Origin of the sequence: Selenomonas sputigena, assembly GCF_026015965.1 — a bacterium.
Classification (GTDB): domain Bacteria; phylum Bacillota; class Negativicutes; order Selenomonadales; family Selenomonadaceae; genus Selenomonas.
In genome coordinates, this window is sequence record NZ_CP110383.1 from 1,628,398 (window position 1) to 1,646,752 (window position 18,355).

An 18,355-nucleotide genomic window follows, 5' to 3' on the forward strand; every position below is an offset into this window, starting at 1 on the left:
GACATGACCGATGGCAAAAACAGGCAAGGCAGCAGAAGACACGGAAAGCATCCTGGAACGCCTGAGACGCGAGAGCTTTTCGAGTGAAGCGGCGCTCGAAGAAATGCTGCTCCCTTCGGAAAAAGCGAAAGAACCACCGACAGACGACAGCGATGGCTCTGAGGATATAGACGAGCTGGACAGACTAGACGGGCGAACCGACACGAACAGCCTTGACACGACAGAGATATCGGCAGAAAGACAGACACAGGCAGAAAAAGACGGCATCGAGGAAAGAACACCGCCGAGCGGCGAAGCGCGGCCGCGCCAAAGTGCCGCCGAACTCTTGCAGGAATTGCTCGCAGACGAGGAAAAGCGCAGCGAGATGGCAGCCGAATTGGAAGAAGATGTGAAGCCGCCGCCGCGCGGCGGCTTCCTGCAGGGGCTTTTCGAAAAATGGCTCTCGCCCGAAGGCCGCATGGGGCAAAAGCTCTTCGTCCTGCACCTCATCGGCAGTCTGCTCGCGGCGGCAGGCCTCGCCGCGCTCGTCACGGGTGTGACGGCTGCCGTCCTCTCATGGCTCGGCGCAGGCCGCCCCATGCCGTCGGAAAACATCTCGCTCGCGGCCGCTTTCGCCGCCATCCTCCTCATCAGCGTGCCTCTTGCACTTCTGCTGATCGTATTCTTGCGCGCGGCCATGCGGCGCTGGCATGACCTCGGCTACGGCGATACAGCATGGCTCATCGCCGTCATCTACCCGCTCATTATCCTCGCGCTCGCCGAAGAGGGTCGTATACTGCTCCTCTTCCTCGATCTGCCGCCGCTTTTAGGCGTCGCTCCCGATCATCTGCTGCTCAAGAGCGCCCTGCCCTATGGGGGCGCGGCACTCGCCCTGCTCATCCTCCTGCACGTCTATCTGATCTTTGCCGAAGGAGAGTTTTCGAGCAATGCTTCCGGCTCACCCGAGAGCGCCGCTGATTTGCACCCCCATATCGCGGAGCGCCCCAAGGAGGACTATCCGTTCTTCCTGCGCATGCTCCAACTCAAGGGGCGCATGAACCGCAAGCGCTTCTTACTGCGCCTGCTCTTCCTCCTCTTCTTCGTCTCGCTGCTCGTCTTCGTCGTGCTGGAAACGGCGGAGCGCCTGCCGCAGCCTCTCGGCAATCTCGTCGCTCTCTACGGCACATCGGTCTCCTGCGCCCTCGCTGCCATCCTGCCCATCGGCATCGTCACACAGCGTCTGCACGACATCGGCAGAAGCGGCTGGCTCGCAGGCATGCCGCTCGTGCTCACGCTCGCTTTCATCGGCTGCCTCGCATTCTTCGGCGGCGACCCTCGCATCCTCGCACGCGAACCGTTCGGTCTCGAAATCATCGCCGCCGCCTTCGCCCTCGAAATCTACGAAGTCTTCCTGCTCGCCGCCCTCGTCTTCGTCAAAGGCTCCGTGACCGTCAACGATTATGGCGAATCGACGCTGGAGCGGCAGTAGGCAAAAAGAGAAGCACAAACCTTCATAAAAAGGCTTGTGCTTCTCTTTTTGCCAACATGTCGCAGATCTCATTGTACTTATGCCCCGCATGACCCTTGACCCAGCGGAAAATGATGCTTCGCCCGGCAATCAGGCCATCGAGTTTCTGCCAAAGCTCCTGATTGAGGACGGGAGTCCCATCCGCTTTCTTCCAGCCGCGCCGCTTCCAACTGAAGATCCACTTCGTGATGCCGTTCTTCAGATACTGGCTGTCCGTCGACAGCACGATCGGCTCTCGCTTGGGCAGATGACGCAGCGCCTCGATTGCCGCCGTCATCTCCATGCGGTTGTTCGTCGTCGAAGGATTGCCGCCTGAAAGCGTCTCCATCTCCTCGCCCGGGCGCACGATACAGACCGCCCAGCCGCCCGGTCCGTTCGGATTCCGAAGGCACGAGCCGTCCGTATAGACATGGCAGAGAGATGCATCGTCCGCCGCTTCATTCGCTGCGCCGCCCCTTGCGGCGCTTTTTTTGCGCACAGGCGCACGGCGCGTCGGCGCGGCTCCCTCTTCCTCGAAGAGCGCCGATAAAGGCTGCGCCGCCGTAAGCCAGGCACGGGCTTCCTCCTCCGTCGGAAAGCTCTTGTATCGTGCGCCGCGAAAGCCTTCCACCTGCGCGCGGCAGTCCTCCCATGTAAGAAAGATTCCCGTTGCACGTCCCGCACGCACGGCATAAAATTTTTGAGCCATTTTCTTATTCACACCCAAACCTTGTTTCCACTTCTTCCGAAAAGCCGTTCCGTCAAGACTTCGCAGTCTCCTGTTCTCTATAGGACATCGCCAAAGCCGCAAGTTCCGGCTTCCTCCTCTGCAACTCCGGCACATCCATGTGCAGGGAATACATCGTGAAGAACGCCTCCAATTCCCTCTCCATATTCTGCTGCAGCAACTGCAAGAACGACGTAAGACGCCCGCCCACGGAGTACTCTTCCAAAGCAGCGAAATACGCGCCTCGATTCTTCAACTTGATGGAAGTCGGCGGAAAACCCTGCGCCAGTAAATGATAGTTCATAAGAAGGCGCGCCGTCCGCCCATTTCCATCTTGAAACGGATGAATCCTGACAAACTCCGCATGAAGCCATGCCGCCTTTTCGAGCGGATCGGCAAAATCGTCATGCTCCATGCGATAGGCGAAATCCTTCATCGCCTCCCACACCTTGCGCGGATTCGGCGGCACATGACGCGCACCGCGGATATACACGGGAATATTGCGATAAATGCCGCCGACGCCCCGCGCGGGAACGACTCTTTCATGAATATCCTTGATGATGCCTTCCGTCAAAGGAACGTGCCGCTTCACGCAATCCTTGACAAACTGCCACGCTTCTGCGTGGCCGCGCACTTCATCCAATTCGCGCAGTGTCGTTTCCGTCGGAACAATCTTGTCGGCAAGAATCATCTTCGTTTCAATCAATGTCAGGGTGTTTCCCTCGATGGAGGTCGAATCGTGCGTAAATTCCACGAGAAAATTTTCTTCCCAATCCTCCTTCTCAAAGTCGCTGAGTTTGGGAAAGACCTCGCAAAAAAGCTCGATCTTCTTCTCCAAACTTCCCATCACGCCTCACCTCCGTCTCTTGCATCTCACAACTCCAGACATATCTCCCACATTGGTTTTCATTTAGGCAAAAACAACCAATTCATTGCTTCTCCACAAATTTCCCCCAACTCCCTGTGGATAACCAGTGAATGATTGAGCGTATTTCAAGGTTTATCCACAGGGTCACCTTTTTTATCCACAAAAAAATGTGTATAACGGCGATTTTTTTACTTTTCAGGGCTAGTCAAAGGACAAAAAATCGTGTATAATACATCTTATGTTCAACCCAATACTGCTCATGTAACTCAGTTGGTTAGAGTGTCACCCTCACATGGTGGAAGTCGGGGGTTCGAGTCCCTCCATGAGCACCAGAATCTTCGCCGCTGCGCCTCGCGCAGCGGCTTTTCTTTTATATCCGACAGGCTTTGCTATCCTTGCGCCGCCCGATAGAGCAGAAGCGCCTGCCGCACGGTCTGCCTGAGATTGCGGCACGCCGTTTCTTCCTCCATCGCTTCTGCGACCGTCATCGGCAGGTGGAGAATCGGGAAGTAGGCGTCAATGCCTTCTTCGTTCACCGCCTCGGCATCAGGCAGGGCGCAGCCGCACAGCGCAATCGCCTTGAGTTTCGGACTCTTCATCTTGGCGAGCTTGGCGACGCCGACCGGCGCTTTTCCCATCGCGGTCTGCCGATCCATGCGCCCCTCTCCCGTCAGGAGGATGTCTGCGTCCGCAAGCGCCTTCTCTATGCCCAGAGCGTCGAGCACGAGCGTGATACCGGGCTTCAACTCCGCCTTGAGAAACGAGTGAAAAGCAAAGCCGAGCCCGCCCGCCGCTCCCGCGCCGGGCACCTGTGCACCCTCGATGCCAAGTTCCCTTTCCGCCAATCCGGCGAAAGCCCGGATCGCCGCATCCATTTCCTCGACGATCTCAGGCGTCGCCCCCTTCTGCGGACCGTAGACATGCGAGCAGCCCAAGGGGCCATAGAGCGGATTCGTCACGTCGCAGGCGACGTGGATGCGGCACTCCTTGAGCGCAGGATGAAGCCCCGCAAGATCAATGCGCCGCACGGCGGCAACATCGCCGCCCGTCCTTCCCACAACCTTTCCCGCCGCATCGAAAAAGCGTGCGCCGAGCGCCGTGAGCATGCCGAGTCCGCAGTCGTTCGTCGCACTGCCGCCGATGCCGATGATGAAGTCACGGCAGCCGCGATCGATGGCGGCGAGCATGAGTTCGCCGAGTCCGTACGTCGTCGTACGGCGCGGATCGCGCTCGTCTTCGGGCACGAGCGGCAATCCTGCCGCATCTGCCATTTCGATGACCGCCGTATGCAACTCGGGCAGGAAGCCGAAGCGGCTCTCGACGGGCTTTTCCAAAGGACCCGTGACGGCAAGATGCACGACCTCGCCTGAAAGTCCCTCGACAAGCGCATCGACCGTGCCCTCGCCGCCATCCGCCAGCGGAAAGACCTCCACCTTGGCCTCGGGAAACACCTCGCGTGCCGCCTGCGCCGCCGTCTCGCCTGCCGTAAGAGAGGAAAGACTTCCCTTGAAAGAATCAATCGCCACGATGATTTTCATAATTTCCCGTCCCATTTCATTTGATGCCCTTCGCCTTGCCCCAGTCGCTGATCTTCTTGTAGAGCGGCACGGGCACATGATAGCGCTCGCCGAGAGCAACGATGCGGTTCACGAGTCCGTCGAACTCGGAAAGTCCGCCCTTTTCCACATCGCGCTGCATGCTCGTCTTGAGTCCTGGCTCGAACGCATCGATGAAGGCGATGCCCGTCGCCACGAGGTCTTTCTCGAAGACAATCCCCATCGCCTTGCCGAGCGCCTCGACCTCACGAATCAGGCCGAGATATGTGTCGCGCACCGCGCCCTCCTTCTGAAACGCCTCGCTCGTCGCATCGTGATAAAGCCCTGCCGCGCCCATCGGCGAGACAAAGCCGAACTTCGTCAGCGCATCGCGGCGGATGTCGAAGCTGTAGTGTCCGCGGATGTCAGCATCCTGCAGGAGCTTTTCGAGCGCCTTTGCCTTCGCCTCCAAGCGTTTATCCTGATCGGGACGGAAGCCGAAGATCACGCGCAGGATCTTCTGCGGCTGCTCCAATACGCCCGGCGCCTTGAGATTTCCGAAGATGTAGATGCAGCCGTCGAGCACGGTCAACCCCGGCAAATCCTTCTGCATGACCTCGCCCGTGCCGAAGACGTTCAAGATCGGAATGATGAGCGTATCGGGGCCTGCCGCACGCTTCGCGAACGCGATGGCGTCGGGAAGCGCGTAGTACTTGCAGCAGACGAAGAGCACATCGGGCGTTTCATCGTAAGCCTCCGCCGTCTGCGCCTTCACGTTCTTGATATGGAGCGTGCCTCGGTGCGCCGACTCGATCGTCAGACCGTCCTTCTGAAGAGCCTCCAAGTGTCTGCCGCGTGCAATCAGCGTCACATCATGCCCCGCGAGCGCGAGATAGCCGCCGAGCACCCCGCCCGTGCCACCCGCGCCGAACATCGCAAATTTCATTGTAAATGCCTCCCTCCGTATAGTAGGAACCTGCCTGCAAACTCCTTTGATTATATCATAAATCATCCAATAGAAAATCAAGAATATTCACATTGCGGATTCCATTGAAATCCTTGATGTACGACTTGTCCATCGTCAGAAGCGTCTTCTCGTACTGATCGGGAATCGCGGCAAGGGCACGCAGTTCGCGCTCTCGCGTCACTTCTTCCAGCGCCGTGGCAGCCACTTGGAAATACTGCTTGCGATCGGTGCGCTGCGCCACGAAATCCACCTCCATCCGCCCGATCTTGCCGACGCCGACCGTATAACCGCGCCGCAGAAGTTCCAAATAGACAATGTTCTCCAAAATGTGCCCGTAATCGCCGTCGCGAAAGCCCAGCAAAGCGTTGCGGATGCCGTTGTCGACGATATAATATTTCTCCTGCGTCTTCAAATACAGCTTTCCCTTGATGTCATAACGCGGCGCACGATAAAAGATGAACGCACTCTCCAAGGTGTGCAGATAATTGTCGATGGTATATGTGCTGGCCTTCCTTCCATGGCTCGTCAGATAACCGCTGATGCGACTGCTCGAAACGGGATTGCCGATATTGTCCGCGAGAAAACGAAGCATATGCGAAAGGAGCGCCGGGTCGCGCACAGCACTCCTTTCCACGACGTCTTTCAACAAGACCGTATGATAAATCCCCGACAAAAAGAGTTCGATCGTCTCATCCTGCTGCGGCAGCCCGGGAATCGCAGGCAAGCCGCCGTAGCGCAGGTACTGCGCGAAAGCAGCGTCCCGATCCTTTTCGCCCTCGGGCAGGAAATCCATGTACTCGCGAAAGGACAGCGGCAGCATCTGAATCTCCACATAGCGTCCCGCTAGAAGCGTAGATATTTCCGAAGAGAGCAACTTCGCGTTCGACCCCGTGATGTAAATATCGGCGACGCCCTCGACAAAAAGCGAATTGATCGCCTTTTCCCAATGCTCTACCTGCTGCACTTCATCGAGCAGCAAATACACCTGCTTCTGTGTACCGATTTCTTCCTGCACCCGTCGATAAAGTTGCCGATAATCGTGAACGTCATCAAACATCATGGACTCGAAATTCATGCGAATCACTTGCTCTTGACGCACACCATCCTGCAATAGCCGCTCCGCCAGCATGGTGAGCAACGTGGATTTTCCCGCGCGCCTCATGCCTGTGATCACCTTGATGATGGGTTGGCGCACAAATGCGAGCAATCGATCTAAGTATAGCTTACGAATAATCATGTTTTATCACCTTTTTTCCATTATACTGATAAAACTTTTATTATTCAAGGTTTTTTTCAATATACTTTAGAAATATGTACCAATTTTTCTCCTTGCTCATATTTTCCCTCTTCCTGCCCTTGGGAAAATTCAATTCTTATGGTATAATAAAAGACGATTAGATAATGCAGGGAGGCTTTTGTCATGGGAGAGATACCACAGGCCGCTTGGGTCGTCATATCGATCATCGGTTTTTTCGTCGGTCAGTACGTCGTCATGGCGGTGCTACACCATTTCGGCTATTCCATCCGCGTGCTTTCCTCAGGGAAGATGAAGAACACGTTCGTGCTGGGCTTCGCCTTCACGATGCTCGCCGCGTGGCTGCCCGTTGCCGTCCTCTGGATCTTGGGGCCGCGCTTCGTAGAAGCGACGGGATATCCGCATTCCTTCATCGCGATCACGGCAACGGCGCTGACGATCACACTCCTCTACATCGCGTGCCGCCGCACGGAAGGCGCTGTAGAGATGGTGGATGAAGAGGAACTTGCCGCCTTCAAGGCGCGGGCAGTCGCGCGCGCGCGCGAAGAGAGGAAGAAGCGTGACGCCATGATCGCCAAGGTCAGAGCGCTGCAGCGTTGAAAACGCACTGCAAAAAAATACGGCAGAGGCTTCGCAAAAGCCCCTGCCGTATTTCCTTTTCATCAGAGTGCCTTGAATGCCTGCTCCAAATCGTAGAGAATGTCGTCAATATGCTCCGTACCGATGGAAAGGCGGATCGTACCGGGCGCGATGCCGCTCTTTTTCAATTCCTCCTCATTCATCTGGGAGTGCGTCGTGCTCGCCGGATGGATGACGAGCGACTTCACGTCGGCAACATTGGCAAGCAGGCTGAATACCTTGAGATGGTCGATGAACTTCTGCGCCGCCTTGCCGCCGCCCTTGACCTCGAAGGTGAAGATGGAGATGCCGCCCTGCGGGAAGTAGCGTTCGTAGAGCGCATGATCGGGATGCGAGGCGAGCGAGGGATGGTTGACCTTCTCGACCTGAGGATGTTTCGCGAGATAGTCGACAACCTTCAAGGCGTTCTCCACATGGCGCTCAACGCGCAAGGAAAGCGTCTCAACGCCCTGCAGCAGGAGGAACGCATTGAACGGCGAGATCGCCGCTCCCGTGTCGCGCAGAAGGAGCGCACGCAAATAAACGGCGAAAGCGGCGGCACCGACGTCCTTCGCAAAGGAAAGTCCATGGTAGCTCGCGTTCGGCTCAACGAGCCACGGGAAGCGCCCCGATGCCGTCCAGTCGAACTTGCCGCTGTCGACGACGATGCCGCCGAGCGTCGTGCCGTGTCCGCCGATGAACTTCGTCGCCGAGTGAACGACGATGTCCGCGCCGTGCTCGATGGGACGCAGCTGATACGGCGTCGCAAACGTCGAATCGACGACGAGCGGAATGCCGTGCTTGTGCGCAACGGCGGCTACCGCCTCGATGTCGACGAGGTTCGCATTCGGATTGCCGATGGACTCGATGTAGATGACCTGCGTGTTTTCCCGAATTGCCGCCTCGAAGGCCGCCGCGCCGCCTGCCGGATCGACAAACGTCGTCTCAATGCCGAAATCAGGGAAGGTGTGCGCAAGGAGATTGTAGGTGCCGCCATAGATCGTCGTCTCGGCGACGATGTGCTGCCCCGCATGAACGAGTCCCTGCAGTGCTGTCGTCACGGCCGCTGCACCCGAGGCAAAGGCGAGCGCCGCGACGCCACCTTCAAGCGCCGCCACGCGCTTTTCGAGCACGTCCTGCGTCGGATTCATGAGCCTGCCGTAGACATTGCCCGCATCCTTCAAACTGAAACGATCCGCCGCATGCTGCGAATTGCGGAACACGTACGACGTCGTCTGGTAGATCGGCACAGCGCGCGAATCCGTCGCCGGATCAGCTTCCTCCTGCCCAACATGGAGCTGCAGGGTTTCAAACTTATACTTTCTCTCGTCGCTCATCAAAATCTCCTCTTTCCTCGGGCTTGCCCGCAATACAAGAAAACATACCTGATTCGTAGGTTAGGCTTATTATAGCATAATATCATACTTTGTCAATAGGTTTTATAAAAGCTAACAACTCTATGTCCATACAAGAGAAAGAGACGACACATGTATCAAACCGATTCATGTATCGCCTCTTCTATCCTATTTCCTTAGAAACGGAAATTCAACTGTGCCATGACGTTATGACTGTCGGAATCGTCGCTGTGGCGATATTGGTAACCGATTCCCCATGACATCGTCTTGCTTTCAGCATTCACACCGATACTGCCGGAGATTGTCGAGTGGTCATAGATATCGTAGTGAACAACGCCCGATGCGCCGTTGACACCCGGAACAGATACGCGCATATCAGCTTCCGTGCCACCGAGAGCGGCGATGTAGGAAAGGTCGGCGTAGAACTTGTGCGTCCAGTCCTTCGACTTGGAAACACTTTGGATACCGACACCCACGGGAAGCGTCACGAGACTCTTGCGACCCGGCTCATAACGGAGTGCCATCTGACCATCGCAATAACCGTCATAAGCTCCCATATCAACGCTTGTCCAACGCAGGCCAATGTGCGGGATGATCACTTGATTTCCGCTTGCAATACGCGTTTCATGCGTGACACCGAGCGTAAAGAGATCGAGATCGGCATCGGCAGAAACGAAGCCATCCACCTCGTTCGTCGCCTTGTAAGCGCCGATATCGAACAGGAGGTTGTTGTTGCCGTTTCGCAGGCCTGCATAAGCATGTACACCGCCCATGCGCAAATCATTATTCTCCACCCGGCCTGAGGTCGAACCTTTCACATAGCTCGCCGCAATTCCGCCGCGTAGCTTATTCTTTCCTGCAAAATCGTAACCAATCGTGATACTGTTTGTATTACCATCAAAATTGGCATCCATGCCCTCAAGATTAAGTCCATCGACGTTAACGTGACTATGTCCATATTTGACCCATAAACTCTGCGGAACTATTTTATCGTCCGCATTGAGGAAGGACAGGCGCTGCTGGGCATCTGAGGCAAGATCGAAGACAGAACGCGTCGCCATATAGGAAACACCTGCCGCCTCGGCAGGCTGCACACCTGCATTGGCGACTACATCAGAGTAGCGAGGATTGGTGGCAACCGAGACAAATTTTCTGGCGCCAGCATAGTAAGGGCTTGTGCTCGATGTAACCGCCGATACGGCATCAACGATATTAGTAACAGCACGATTTCCCTGCGGCATTGCCTCGACAGCAGCCACGCGCCGGAAAACCAACTTATCCGCATCGGCTGCTTCTGTGCTGAAACGATAATTCTTCGGCAGGATGACATTCTCCTCACGTGGCTTCGTCAACCAGTTATTTACTGTTGGATCAGCATTTTTGATCGTAGTACCGTTGATAATATTGTACGCGATTCCCGGTGTGAGTATACCCGTCAGCTGCAAGCGCGAAGTCGGATCGACGGATATGGTCGTCGTTTCCGTGCCAGTGACAAGTGAGTTGGAAGGACCTGTAAACGCAGCGGCATCGGCGATCAAGAGCGACTTTGCCTTGAACGTGATATTTCCCGCTGTCGCGAGGTCAGCCAAAGCAGTGCCTGTCGCAAGGGAGCCGTCGACTTTGACACCGCCCGTCGCATTGATCTTGAGTTGCTTACCGAGGTAGAGCGCCGCCGTAATCCCTTGTTCACCCCACGTTTTTCCTGACTTCTCGAAAGCCTCTTCAGCGACTGTTTCATTGTCAGCACCGAGCGAAGCTACAGAGTTGCGTCCAACGGTCAAACGGTAGTCAAGCTCAGCACTTGGATTGACGAATTTGGAAGCATTTTCGATATGGTTTGGCGCATTATTAATCCAATTCGGGTCGAGGAATACATCGGCATTCGTAAGCTTTGATCCTTGAGCGAGGAGCAGTTTACCAGCGTTATCATTATTACCAATATTGATTTTTACACCATCATCGGCATTGACCACAGTATCGTATATGCTTCCTTCGATATCGAGCGTAGCATTCTTTTCCAGCGTAATGCCGTTTTTCACCTTGAGTAGTGCATCTTTGTCAACTGTCACACTCGTATTTTCCTTCGCTTGAACAGAGCGCACTGTTTGCTGCCCACTCACAACTTTCAATTTCGCCTTCGAAGCACCTATGCCCGCTTCACTGGCAGCGAGCGAGATATCGGCATTTGTATTGCCGATGAGCGACTTGTCGCCACGCCCGAGTGTCAGCGTGCCGCCACTCTCTATATCAACAGATACGCTCGTCGCAGCATCATCAGACGGCGTGCTGCCGCTGACCGTGATGAAGTCACCGCTCGCATCCTTATAGCCGAGGTTTAGCGTCGAACTGTTAGCGACGGTGATTTTATGCGGCTTCGTCGCATCCGTGAAGTCAATGGTCTGGATATGGTGTGTCTTGCCTGCCGCCGTCTGGATGTTCTGCTCCGTCGTGTGCGCAGCAGGTGGTGCGCTCGAAGCAGCAGCGTCCGTGCCCAGTGCATCAGACCACTGCGCATACTGCAAAGACTTCCTTGCACCGTTCCACATCTCAACCGTCGCATTCGAACTTTGCGCCTGAATGATCCCCTTTGCCTTTTCGAGGTACACATCGTTGTAGAAGCTGTCATCGAGCACAAGTCTGCCGCCGTTGATCGTGACATTATCGGTAAAGTTTTTGCGCAGGCTCTCGGGATTTTCATTCGTTCCCACGGCATTAAGGCCCTTTGTAAAAAAGAGCTTGGATTTCCCCATGAGCGTGCCGTTGGGATTCAGCTGAATGGGGGCTTTATTCCCCGCTGCCTTCTCCTGGAAGTCGGAATCTCCCACCATGTGCAAAGTGGCATGCGTTTGCATCCCCGTGCCATACTTTTCGGTATTCTCGGGCGCAACAATATCACCGGGCGCGACCGTGACGTTGAAGCGTCCCTGTCCGCTCTTAAAGTTCTTCGGCTCCGCTTCGATCGTGCCGTTGATGAGGTCGATATTGCCGCTCTCAAGATGGAACGTCACATCCTTCAGATCAGCAACAGCATCCGTATCCTGCACCGTATTTTGGATGGCACCCGAACCTTTTCTCCAATCGGGCGAGCCAAAATTCAATGTGATGGAGCCGCCCTCACTTCCCTTCGGCCCCGCACCTGCTCCGACAGCAAGATCCAGCTGTTTTATCTTGTCGCCATCTTTGAGATCAAGAGTCGTCCAACTATAACCCCGATCGCGGATCCTCAGGATGCCGTCCTTTTTGATGTCAGAAGCTGTGAAATGTTCATGATGAAAATATTTTATGTCCCAAGGCTGCGGAATACCGTCCTTCACGGGGCGTTGGGTAGCCACATGGCGGATGCTTTTCTTCTCACCCAAAATCGTACGGATTGTAATCTCTCGGTCCTTAAGCAAATCGCTCGCCTTGAGGAGATACTCGTCATTGTGATGCAAGTCATTAAGGGCAAGCGTACCGCCGTTGAAATCGAGAGCATTTTGGGCGTCGTCGCGCATCGCCTCGGGATTTTCCTGTTTGCCGTCATCTCCGAGCCCCTTTTGAAAAATCAAGGAGGAGGGCACCTCAAGCGTGCCTGTCTTATTCACATGGATAAAACGACTTCCAAAATATGGATTACCTGCTTCATCCTGCCAGTTACCATTAAACTTTGAATCCGAATCGGCGACGAGTTTCAGCGTGGCGTGCGTCTTTTCCAGAGCCGTACCTATTTCATTGGGATTATCCTCCGGTCGAGCTCCGATATCGAAGTCGCCGTGACCTTGACCTCCATAGATATTCTCGGGGCGGGCAATGATCGTGCCGTTATAGTGGTGGAAACCGCCTCGATCCGCTTTGAAGATCACATTCGTCATATCCGCGACGGCAGTCGTATCCTTAAGACCGCTTGGATCATTCGCGGCAATTTTCTCATAGTCGGCACCGAAGCTGAATGTCATTTCACCGCCTTCGTTAGAAACGGTCACATTTCCATTTGCATCGATGTTCTTATCACTTGTCCTGAGTTCCATGGCATTCGCTTTGTCACCATCTGCCAGATCAACGGAAATCCATCCCTGACCGACGACGCGAGCCTGCTTTATGCCCTCTTGATTAAGCCTGTTGACAGTCACACGGCTAGGGCTTCCTTCTTTATTCGTTTCTCTGTAATCGACAAACACCTTGCCTTCTGCCAGCGCCTGCTTGTACTCGTCGAGCGTCATCGCCGAGGCGTCGTTCGCTGTCAGCATGCCTGTCATGGAGCCGGCGGCTAACCCTGCCAGGACGGCGCGCGCAATCCTTTGTTCCTTTCGCTTCACTTTCTCCATCTCCTTTGAATGTCTTCCCTGTGAAACGCCGTTGCGAGCCATAAAGATTAAAATAACCTAGCTTATACTTCGACATCCCATTAGAAGTTCCCCACTAAAAATTAAAATTTAATAAAAATTTTAATTTGCAGCAATTTTTCACAACAGCACCCCTGCCAATGTACACAAACGCCCGTACATGCAACATTTATGTCACATGTACGGGCGTTTGTGTTTTGGGAGCAAGGCCCCCTTCTCACTTCACAAGCAATTCATCAGAGATGATCAAACGGCTTGTCCGGCAGATTGTCCATCGGGAACGCGCCGCGCGTGGCGGCATTTGCGGCTTCGATCGCCTGATGTGCGAGGTCGATCGAGAGGCCGAGCGTCCTCATGCACTGGTCGGGATTGTGGAAGCCGACGCCGTTTTCGGCTTCGACGTAGTCCCAATACCACTGCGCTTCGCGAATCAGCTCACGCGCGGGAGCGAGCTGCTCGTCCGTCGCGCCGGCTTCTGCCGCCGCCTTGATGGCGAGATGCGCCTTGGCGCACGTGATGCCCGCCGTCCTCTGCAGCTTGAAGGTGTTGTCGTGGATCGTCTTGACGCGTGCGATGAGCACTTCCTTGCTTTCATCGTGGCACTTGAGGCATGCGTCCTCGACGTACTTCAACGGGCTGGAAATATAGTGCGACGTGTACTTCTGCCCATTCTTGCGCATGTACGGCATGTGGCAGTCGATGCAGGTGACGCCCGCGTCCGCATGGACGCTCGTCTTCCAGACATCGTAGTCGGGATGCTGCGCCTTGAGCATCATCGCGCCCGAGTCGGGATGCTTCCAGTCGCCCTTGAAGCCGCCCGGCAGATCGGTGCGCTTGTAGTACTCGTACATCTGCTCCGCTGTGTAGCCGTTGTCACGCGGGAACACGACGCGGCCCTTCTTGCCCTGCTCGAAGTAATACTCCGTATGGCACTGGCCGCAGACGAGGGCGCGCTTGTCGTTGTCGCTGAGCTCGTCCCATGTCTTGCCCCAGTTGCGCTCAAGATCTTCGATCTGCGCAGGAATGACGAGACGCAGCTTCATCGTCTTGACGTCGTGGCACGTCGCGCAGGCGATCGAAGCGTCGTTCGGCACTTGATCGGCAAGCTCCTTGAAATCCTTCAGCGTGTAGTCCCAGCCCATCGTGTCGAAAAAAACGTCTTTCGTATAGGCGCTCTTACAGGTGATGCAAGAGCCCGACTGATTGACCTTGGTCGTGCGCAGCGAGTTCTTGACGTCCTCAAGCGCGTAGACATGGCCGCGGTCATCGTCATACTGCAGGGAAAAGGCATAGCCCTTCCAGTTTTCGATCATCTCGGGTTCGTCCATGAGCCTCGAATGGACGCCAGAACTGCCGTAGCCCGTCGGGGTCGGCGAATCGCTCGCCGTCATCTGATACGATTCGTATTCGAGCGGATATGCCTCCTTGAAGGCTTCCATGCCGAGATGGGCATTGTTCTCCGTCGGTATCTGAGCGAGCTTGACGGAACTCGATGGCTGGGCGATGCCGATGCGCACGATGACGAAACCGAAGAACGCAACGCAGACGACGATGACGCCCAGCAAACACTTTTGCAGCTTACTCAACTTTGATCCCTCCTTCCAGGTGATTGGAGCCATGTGCCACACTCCTGTGGCACTTCAGGCAATCGGTATTGGCGTCCATCGGACCTGCGTGGACGACTGCCATCGTCGCGCTGTGGCAGCGCAGGCAGTTGCCGTTCACGATCTTTTCTGCGTCTTCCGAGATGCGGATCTTGGCAGGATAGTCGCGCTTCAGCTCGTGGTAAACGTCGATCATGCCGCTTCGTCCCTTCTCGACGAAGTACGCCGTCATGCTGTCGTGCGGCAGGTGGCAGTCCACGCACTCGCGCTCCCGGTGCGACGATTCCATGAACGTCGCCTTCTCCATCTTCATCGCATGGCACTGTCCACAAAATGTGGGAGAGCCGGAAAACGACAGCCCCGCCGAAGTGCAGACGGAAAAGATGACGCCTGCGGCGAAGCCTCCGATGATGCACTTCAGCGTGTTCTTCTGAAAGAATTCCTTTGCTTCCAATCCCCTTCCCTCCTTTCCATAAACAAAGGGGTTCGTCTCCTCAAAAATATATGCCTAGCATCTCCTCCTTAGGGCGCACGATGTGCCGAAAAAGGTGAATGCCGCACCGAGCCACAGAAGCCAGAGCAGTGGCTTGTTGCTGACGGACGCCGTCAGCGGCAGCCGTGCTTCCTCCTCGATTGCCGGCAGTATTTGCAGCATGATGCTCTTCTTGTCCTCGGAGATGCCCAAGAGGCGCAATCGCCTCTTGCCATTGAGAACGGCAAAGGATTCCGTCGCCGCCTTCATGCCTGCAGCCGTCAAACTGACTTCGGCGAGGTCGACGGTCTCGCCGTCAGTGACGGCGATGTCCGCGAGAAAGAGGCGGCGGCCCTCATCATCGGGCTCTTCTTCCACGACATGCTCCAGACGGTAGGCTACATCCCCCTCCAAAATGGCCTTGCCGCGCTGCAGCACGATCTCGTGACCGACGGCAGCAGGCGAGGGAGCAATGTAGATGTCGCCCGCCGCGCCGTGCGCGATAGCAGGCTCTCTCGCCGCATCCTCGCCGCTCGCACTGAGTTTCGTCAAGGCGCGCACTTCCTCGCCGTCGACGCGGAACACATACTCCTTCTCCCTGCGGCTTTCAGAAAGATCCATGCCCTCGTAGAGAATCGAGTTTCTGCCGAAGGACTGCGGCTCATCCGGCACAAACTCAAGTGTCGTGCTCGTTCCCGCCGCGGCGAGCGCTATCGTAAAAAGAGCCAGAGCCGCGCCCGCGTGTGCGACGGCTGCGGCAAGGCGAAGTGCACCGCCGCGCCAGGCGAGAACACTCGCGAAGACGGCGGCAGCCGCAGCGCCCGCGAGGACGAGCGAGGAGACTTCTCGGACGCCTGCGAGTCCTGCCGCCGCCGCACCCGCGAATATAGCACCGATGAGAGCCTTTGGCAGCGATGCCTGACCCTCGCCATAGTGCAGCAAGGAGCCAACTGCCATCGCAAGCAGCATACAGATGGCGAGCGGCAGGCTCGTCTTGACGTAGAAGCCCGTGTCGACGGCGGCGGAATCGCCGCCAAGCCCTGTGAGAAGCGGCATCGACATGCCGATGAATACGATGATGGCGAGAAAGGTCAGGGCAAGACAGCCGAGCAAGAGGAAGAATTCGCGGCTTCGATGCACCGGGTACGGGGAGCCTTTGGGGAACTTTCCCGCACGCCAGACGAGAAGCGAAAGCCCCGCCAGCGCTACGATCGCATCGACGGCGACGAGCCAGAGGCCGACGCCCGTGCCGCTGAAAGAATGCACGGAGAAGTCGCCCAAAAGGCCGCTTCGCGCGAGGAACGTGCCGTAGAGCGCAAGCGCATAGGAGAAGATAGCAGAAAGGTGAGCGAGTGCGAGATTCGTCGGGCGCACGCGAGCGGCAGAGAGCAGGTGGACGAGGACGCCCGCCGCGAGCCACGGCACGAGCGAAGAGTTCTCCACGGGATCCCAGCCCCACCAACCACCCCAGCCGAGCACCTTGTACGCCCAGAAAGCGCCGACGAAGATACCCGCGCCGAGGAGCGCCCATGCAGCGAGCGCCCAGCTTCGCGCAAGCGCGAGCCACGCCGTGCTGTCCGCCTTTTCAGATAGCAGCGCCCCCAAGGACGCCGCATACGGCACGGCGAGCAGCGCGTAGCCAAAGAACACGAGCGGCGGATGAATTGCCATCCATGGGTCTTGCAGGAGCGGATTCATTCCCGCACCGTCAGCAGGCGTATAGCCCTCCGTCACAGCAAACGGACTGTAGAAGAGGACGAGCGCCGCCAAAAGAGCCTGCAGAAAGAAGAACACGGCCTGACCTGCATTCCCGAGCCGTGCGCGAAGGGCAAGCGCCGCGCCCGCCGCCGCATGGAAGAAAAGCCACAAGAGGAATGAGCCTTGCTGCCCTGCCCAGAAGGCAGAAACCTTGTAGACGAGCGGCAGATCGAGCGAGGAATAGCTCCACACATAGTCGATGTCGAAGCGATCGTGCAGAATCAGCCAGAAGAGCCATGCGCTCGCCAAGGCCGCCGCGAAGAAGGAGGCGAGTGCGAGCGCCTTGCCCGCCGCCGCCTTTCCGCGCCCCCACGAAACTGCCGCCGCCAGCGCAAAGATGAGCGAGAGTACGAGGAATGCCGTGCCGGCTGTCATAATGAACCGCCTTTCATCTTTTCATACTTCGACGGACACTTGATGAGCAGCCGATCCGCCTCGAACGCGCCGTCCTTGTACGAGCCGACGGCAACGATGTGATGCGCCGAGCGGAATTGGTCAGGCTCCGTGCCGTGATAATGCACTTCCATCTTTTCTCCCGATTCATCGACGAGTCCGAAGACGAAATTCTTCCCCTTCTGTGCGGGTGCCGGAGCATCCGGATCGAGAAGCCCCTTGACCTGCACGGAGCCGTGCGCCGACCGCGCCTCGGCGATGTCGACATAGGGCGTGATGCTGTCGGCGAACGCCCAGCCCGCATAGAGGACGAAGAGGGCGATGAGTCCGAAGAGCACATACGATTTTTTCATGCGTCAGTCCTCCTTGACAGACCGAAAGAGCAGTGCGAAATAGAGCAAGGTCGCGTCGACAAGGCCGAGCGCGAGCACGCCGATCATCAACGGCTCCATCGCCACATGTGCGCCGCTATTCAGAAGAGGCTCGGGATGCAGCGAGAAGTAGAGGCGCGGCAAAAGGAAGACGAGGAACGGCACGGTCAGAAAGGAAAAGAGCGAGTAGACCGCCGAGACGAGCGCGCGCCCACGGTTTTCGGGCACAGCCGAGCGCAGCGTGAGATATGCGCCGTAGATAAGGATGAGTACGAAGATCGTCGTCTGGCGCGGATCCCAATTCCACCATGCGCCCCACGAAAGGCGGCTGAAGAGCGCGCCCGTCGCCGTGGCGAAGATCACGAAGAAGAAGCCGAGCTTTGCCGAGCGTGCGCTCAAGGCGTCGAAGCGTTCCCTTCGGCATCGCAGGAAGCGAAGCGCCCACCACGCGCTCAGAAGAAAGGCGAGAACCGAGACCCACGCCGCCGGGACATGGAAGAAGACGAGGCGCACATAGTCGCCTAGGCCTTCTGCGGGCGGCACGAGGAAGAACACAGCGGCGAAGAGCGCTGCTGTCAGCACGATGATGAGGACGCGAAGCATAGATTCACCCCTTGTTCTTGA

The 18,355-nt window shown here is 56.7% G+C and carries 14 protein-coding genes and 1 tRNA gene; 3 read left to right on the forward strand and 12 right to left on the reverse strand.

Features of this window, described 5'->3' with window-relative positions; genetic code table 11:
- Positions 1–10 precede the first annotated feature (10 nt).
- Positions 11–1,468 carry a DUF805 domain-containing protein gene (locus OL236_RS07990; protein WP_265070203.1) on the forward strand — a complete coding sequence of 486 codons (1,458 nt, stop codon included), beginning with the start codon at positions 11–13 and terminating at the stop codon, positions 1,466–1,468.
- A gap of 22 nt (positions 1,469–1,490) precedes the next feature.
- On the opposite strand, the gene rnhA is transcribed toward OL236_RS07990, so the two are convergent.
- Positions 1,491–2,195, reverse strand: coding sequence for a ribonuclease HI (gene rnhA, locus OL236_RS07995; protein ID WP_265070204.1), 705 nt, complete (start codon positions 2,193–2,195; stop codon positions 1,491–1,493).
- A 52-nt stretch (positions 2,196–2,247) separates the two neighbouring features.
- On the reverse strand, positions 2,248–3,060 hold the full coding sequence (locus OL236_RS08000) for a Fic family protein (RefSeq protein ID WP_265071807.1): 813 nt from the start codon (positions 3,058–3,060) through the stop codon (positions 2,248–2,250).
- A gap of 276 nt (positions 3,061–3,336) precedes the next feature.
- Between OL236_RS08000 and OL236_RS08005 the strand changes: the two genes are divergently transcribed.
- Positions 3,337–3,413 (forward strand) — tRNA-Val (locus OL236_RS08005).
- Positions 3,414–3,470: 57 nt separating this feature from the next.
- On the opposite strand, the gene OL236_RS08010 is transcribed toward OL236_RS08005, so the two are convergent.
- The 3 genes from OL236_RS08010 to OL236_RS08020 are packed head-to-tail and all read right to left on the reverse strand — an operon-like array spanning position 3,471 to position 6,820.
- Positions 3,471–4,619, reverse strand: coding sequence for a glycerate kinase (locus OL236_RS08010; protein ID WP_265070205.1), 1,149 nt, complete (start codon positions 4,617–4,619; stop codon positions 3,471–3,473).
- 16 nt (positions 4,620–4,635) lie between these two features.
- Positions 4,636–5,562: a ketopantoate reductase family protein gene (locus OL236_RS08015; protein ID WP_265070206.1), complete on the reverse strand. Its 927-nt coding sequence runs from the start codon at positions 5,560–5,562 to the stop codon at positions 4,636–4,638.
- A gap of 55 nt (positions 5,563–5,617) precedes the next feature.
- Positions 5,618–6,820 carry an ATP-binding protein gene (locus OL236_RS08020; protein WP_265070207.1) on the reverse strand — a complete coding sequence of 401 codons (1,203 nt, stop codon included), beginning with the start codon at positions 6,818–6,820 and terminating at the stop codon, positions 5,618–5,620.
- A gap of 183 nt (positions 6,821–7,003) precedes the next feature.
- On the opposite strand from OL236_RS08020, the gene OL236_RS08025 reads away from it, so the two are divergent.
- Entirely contained in the window at positions 7,004–7,438 is a 435-nt protein-coding gene (locus OL236_RS08025; RefSeq protein ID WP_009644940.1) for a hypothetical protein, read from the forward strand.
- Between the two features lie 62 nt (positions 7,439–7,500).
- Here the strand turns inward: OL236_RS08025 and OL236_RS08030 are convergent, their stop codons facing one another.
- The 7 genes from OL236_RS08030 to ccsA (OL236_RS08060) all read right to left on the reverse strand — a co-directional run bounded on the left by OL236_RS08030 (position 7,501) and on the right by ccsA (OL236_RS08060) (position 18,334).
- Entirely contained in the window at positions 7,501–8,793 is a 1,293-nt protein-coding gene (locus OL236_RS08030) for an O-acetylhomoserine aminocarboxypropyltransferase/cysteine synthase family protein (RefSeq protein WP_265070208.1), read from the reverse strand.
- Between the two features lie 194 nt (positions 8,794–8,987).
- Complete coding sequence (locus tag OL236_RS08035; RefSeq protein ID WP_265070209.1) at positions 8,988–13,115, reverse strand: autotransporter domain-containing protein; 4,128 nt, start codon at positions 13,113–13,115, stop codon at positions 8,988–8,990.
- Between the two features lie 254 nt (positions 13,116–13,369).
- Positions 13,370–14,719, reverse strand: coding sequence for an ammonia-forming cytochrome c nitrite reductase subunit c552 (locus OL236_RS08040; RefSeq protein WP_265070210.1), 1,350 nt, complete (start codon positions 14,717–14,719; stop codon positions 13,370–13,372).
- Complete coding sequence (locus OL236_RS08045) at positions 14,712–15,191, reverse strand: cytochrome c3 family protein (protein ID WP_009645019.1); 480 nt, start codon at positions 15,189–15,191, stop codon at positions 14,712–14,714. Before OL236_RS08045 ends, OL236_RS08040 begins: the two co-directional genes overlap by 8 nt.
- A gap of 54 nt (positions 15,192–15,245) precedes the next feature.
- Positions 15,246–17,342, reverse strand: coding sequence for a cytochrome c biogenesis protein CcsA (ccsA, locus tag OL236_RS08050; protein WP_265070211.1), 2,097 nt, complete (start codon positions 17,340–17,342; stop codon positions 15,246–15,248).
- Complete coding sequence (locus tag OL236_RS08055) at positions 17,339–17,713, reverse strand: cytochrome c maturation protein CcmE (RefSeq protein ID WP_009645009.1); 375 nt, start codon at positions 17,711–17,713, stop codon at positions 17,339–17,341. The genes ccsA (OL236_RS08050) and OL236_RS08055 overlap by 4 nt, the downstream gene beginning before the upstream one ends.
- A 3-nt stretch (positions 17,714–17,716) precedes the next feature.
- Positions 17,717–18,334: a cytochrome c biogenesis protein CcsA gene (gene ccsA / locus OL236_RS08060; protein WP_265070212.1), complete on the reverse strand. Its 618-nt coding sequence runs from the start codon at positions 18,332–18,334 to the stop codon at positions 17,717–17,719.
- Positions 18,335–18,355 lie beyond the last annotated feature (21 nt).

Excerpts from the sequence above, each read along its gene's own strand:
- OL236_RS08025 (WP_009644940.1), top strand. The coding sequence starts at position 7,004 with ATGGGAGAGATACCACAGGCCGCTTGGGTCGTCATATCGATCATCGGT.
- ccsA (WP_265070211.1), bottom strand. The coding sequence starts at position 17,342 with ATGACAGCCGGCACGGCATTCCTCGTACTCTCGCTCATCTTTGCGCTG.
- OL236_RS08015 (WP_265070206.1), bottom strand. The coding sequence starts at position 5,562 with ATGAAATTTGCGATGTTCGGCGCGGGTGGCACGGGCGGGGTGCTCGGC.
- OL236_RS08020 (WP_265070207.1), bottom strand. The coding sequence starts at position 6,820 with ATGATTATTCGTAAGCTATACTTAGATCGATTGCTCGCATTTGTGCGC.
- OL236_RS08000 (WP_265071807.1), bottom strand. The coding sequence starts at position 3,060 with ATGGGAAGTTTGGAGAAGAAGATCGAGCTTTTTTGCGAGGTCTTTCCC.
- OL236_RS07990 (WP_265070203.1), top strand. The coding sequence starts at position 11 with ATGGCAAAAACAGGCAAGGCAGCAGAAGACACGGAAAGCATCCTGGAA.
- OL236_RS08030 (WP_265070208.1), bottom strand. The coding sequence starts at position 8,793 with ATGAGCGACGAGAGAAAGTATAAGTTTGAAACCCTGCAGCTCCATGTT.
- OL236_RS08055 (WP_009645009.1), bottom strand. The coding sequence starts at position 17,713 with ATGAAAAAATCGTATGTGCTCTTCGGACTCATCGCCCTCTTCGTCCTC.
- OL236_RS08010 (WP_265070205.1), bottom strand. The coding sequence starts at position 4,619 with ATGAAAATCATCGTGGCGATTGATTCTTTCAAGGGAAGTCTTTCCTCT.
- ccsA (WP_265070212.1), bottom strand. The coding sequence starts at position 18,334 with ATGCTTCGCGTCCTCATCATCGTGCTGACAGCAGCGCTCTTCGCCGCT.
- rnhA (WP_265070204.1), bottom strand. The coding sequence starts at position 2,195 with ATGGCTCAAAAATTTTATGCCGTGCGTGCGGGACGTGCAACGGGAATC.
- OL236_RS08035 (WP_265070209.1), bottom strand. The coding sequence starts at position 13,115 with ATGGAGAAAGTGAAGCGAAAGGAACAAAGGATTGCGCGCGCCGTCCTG.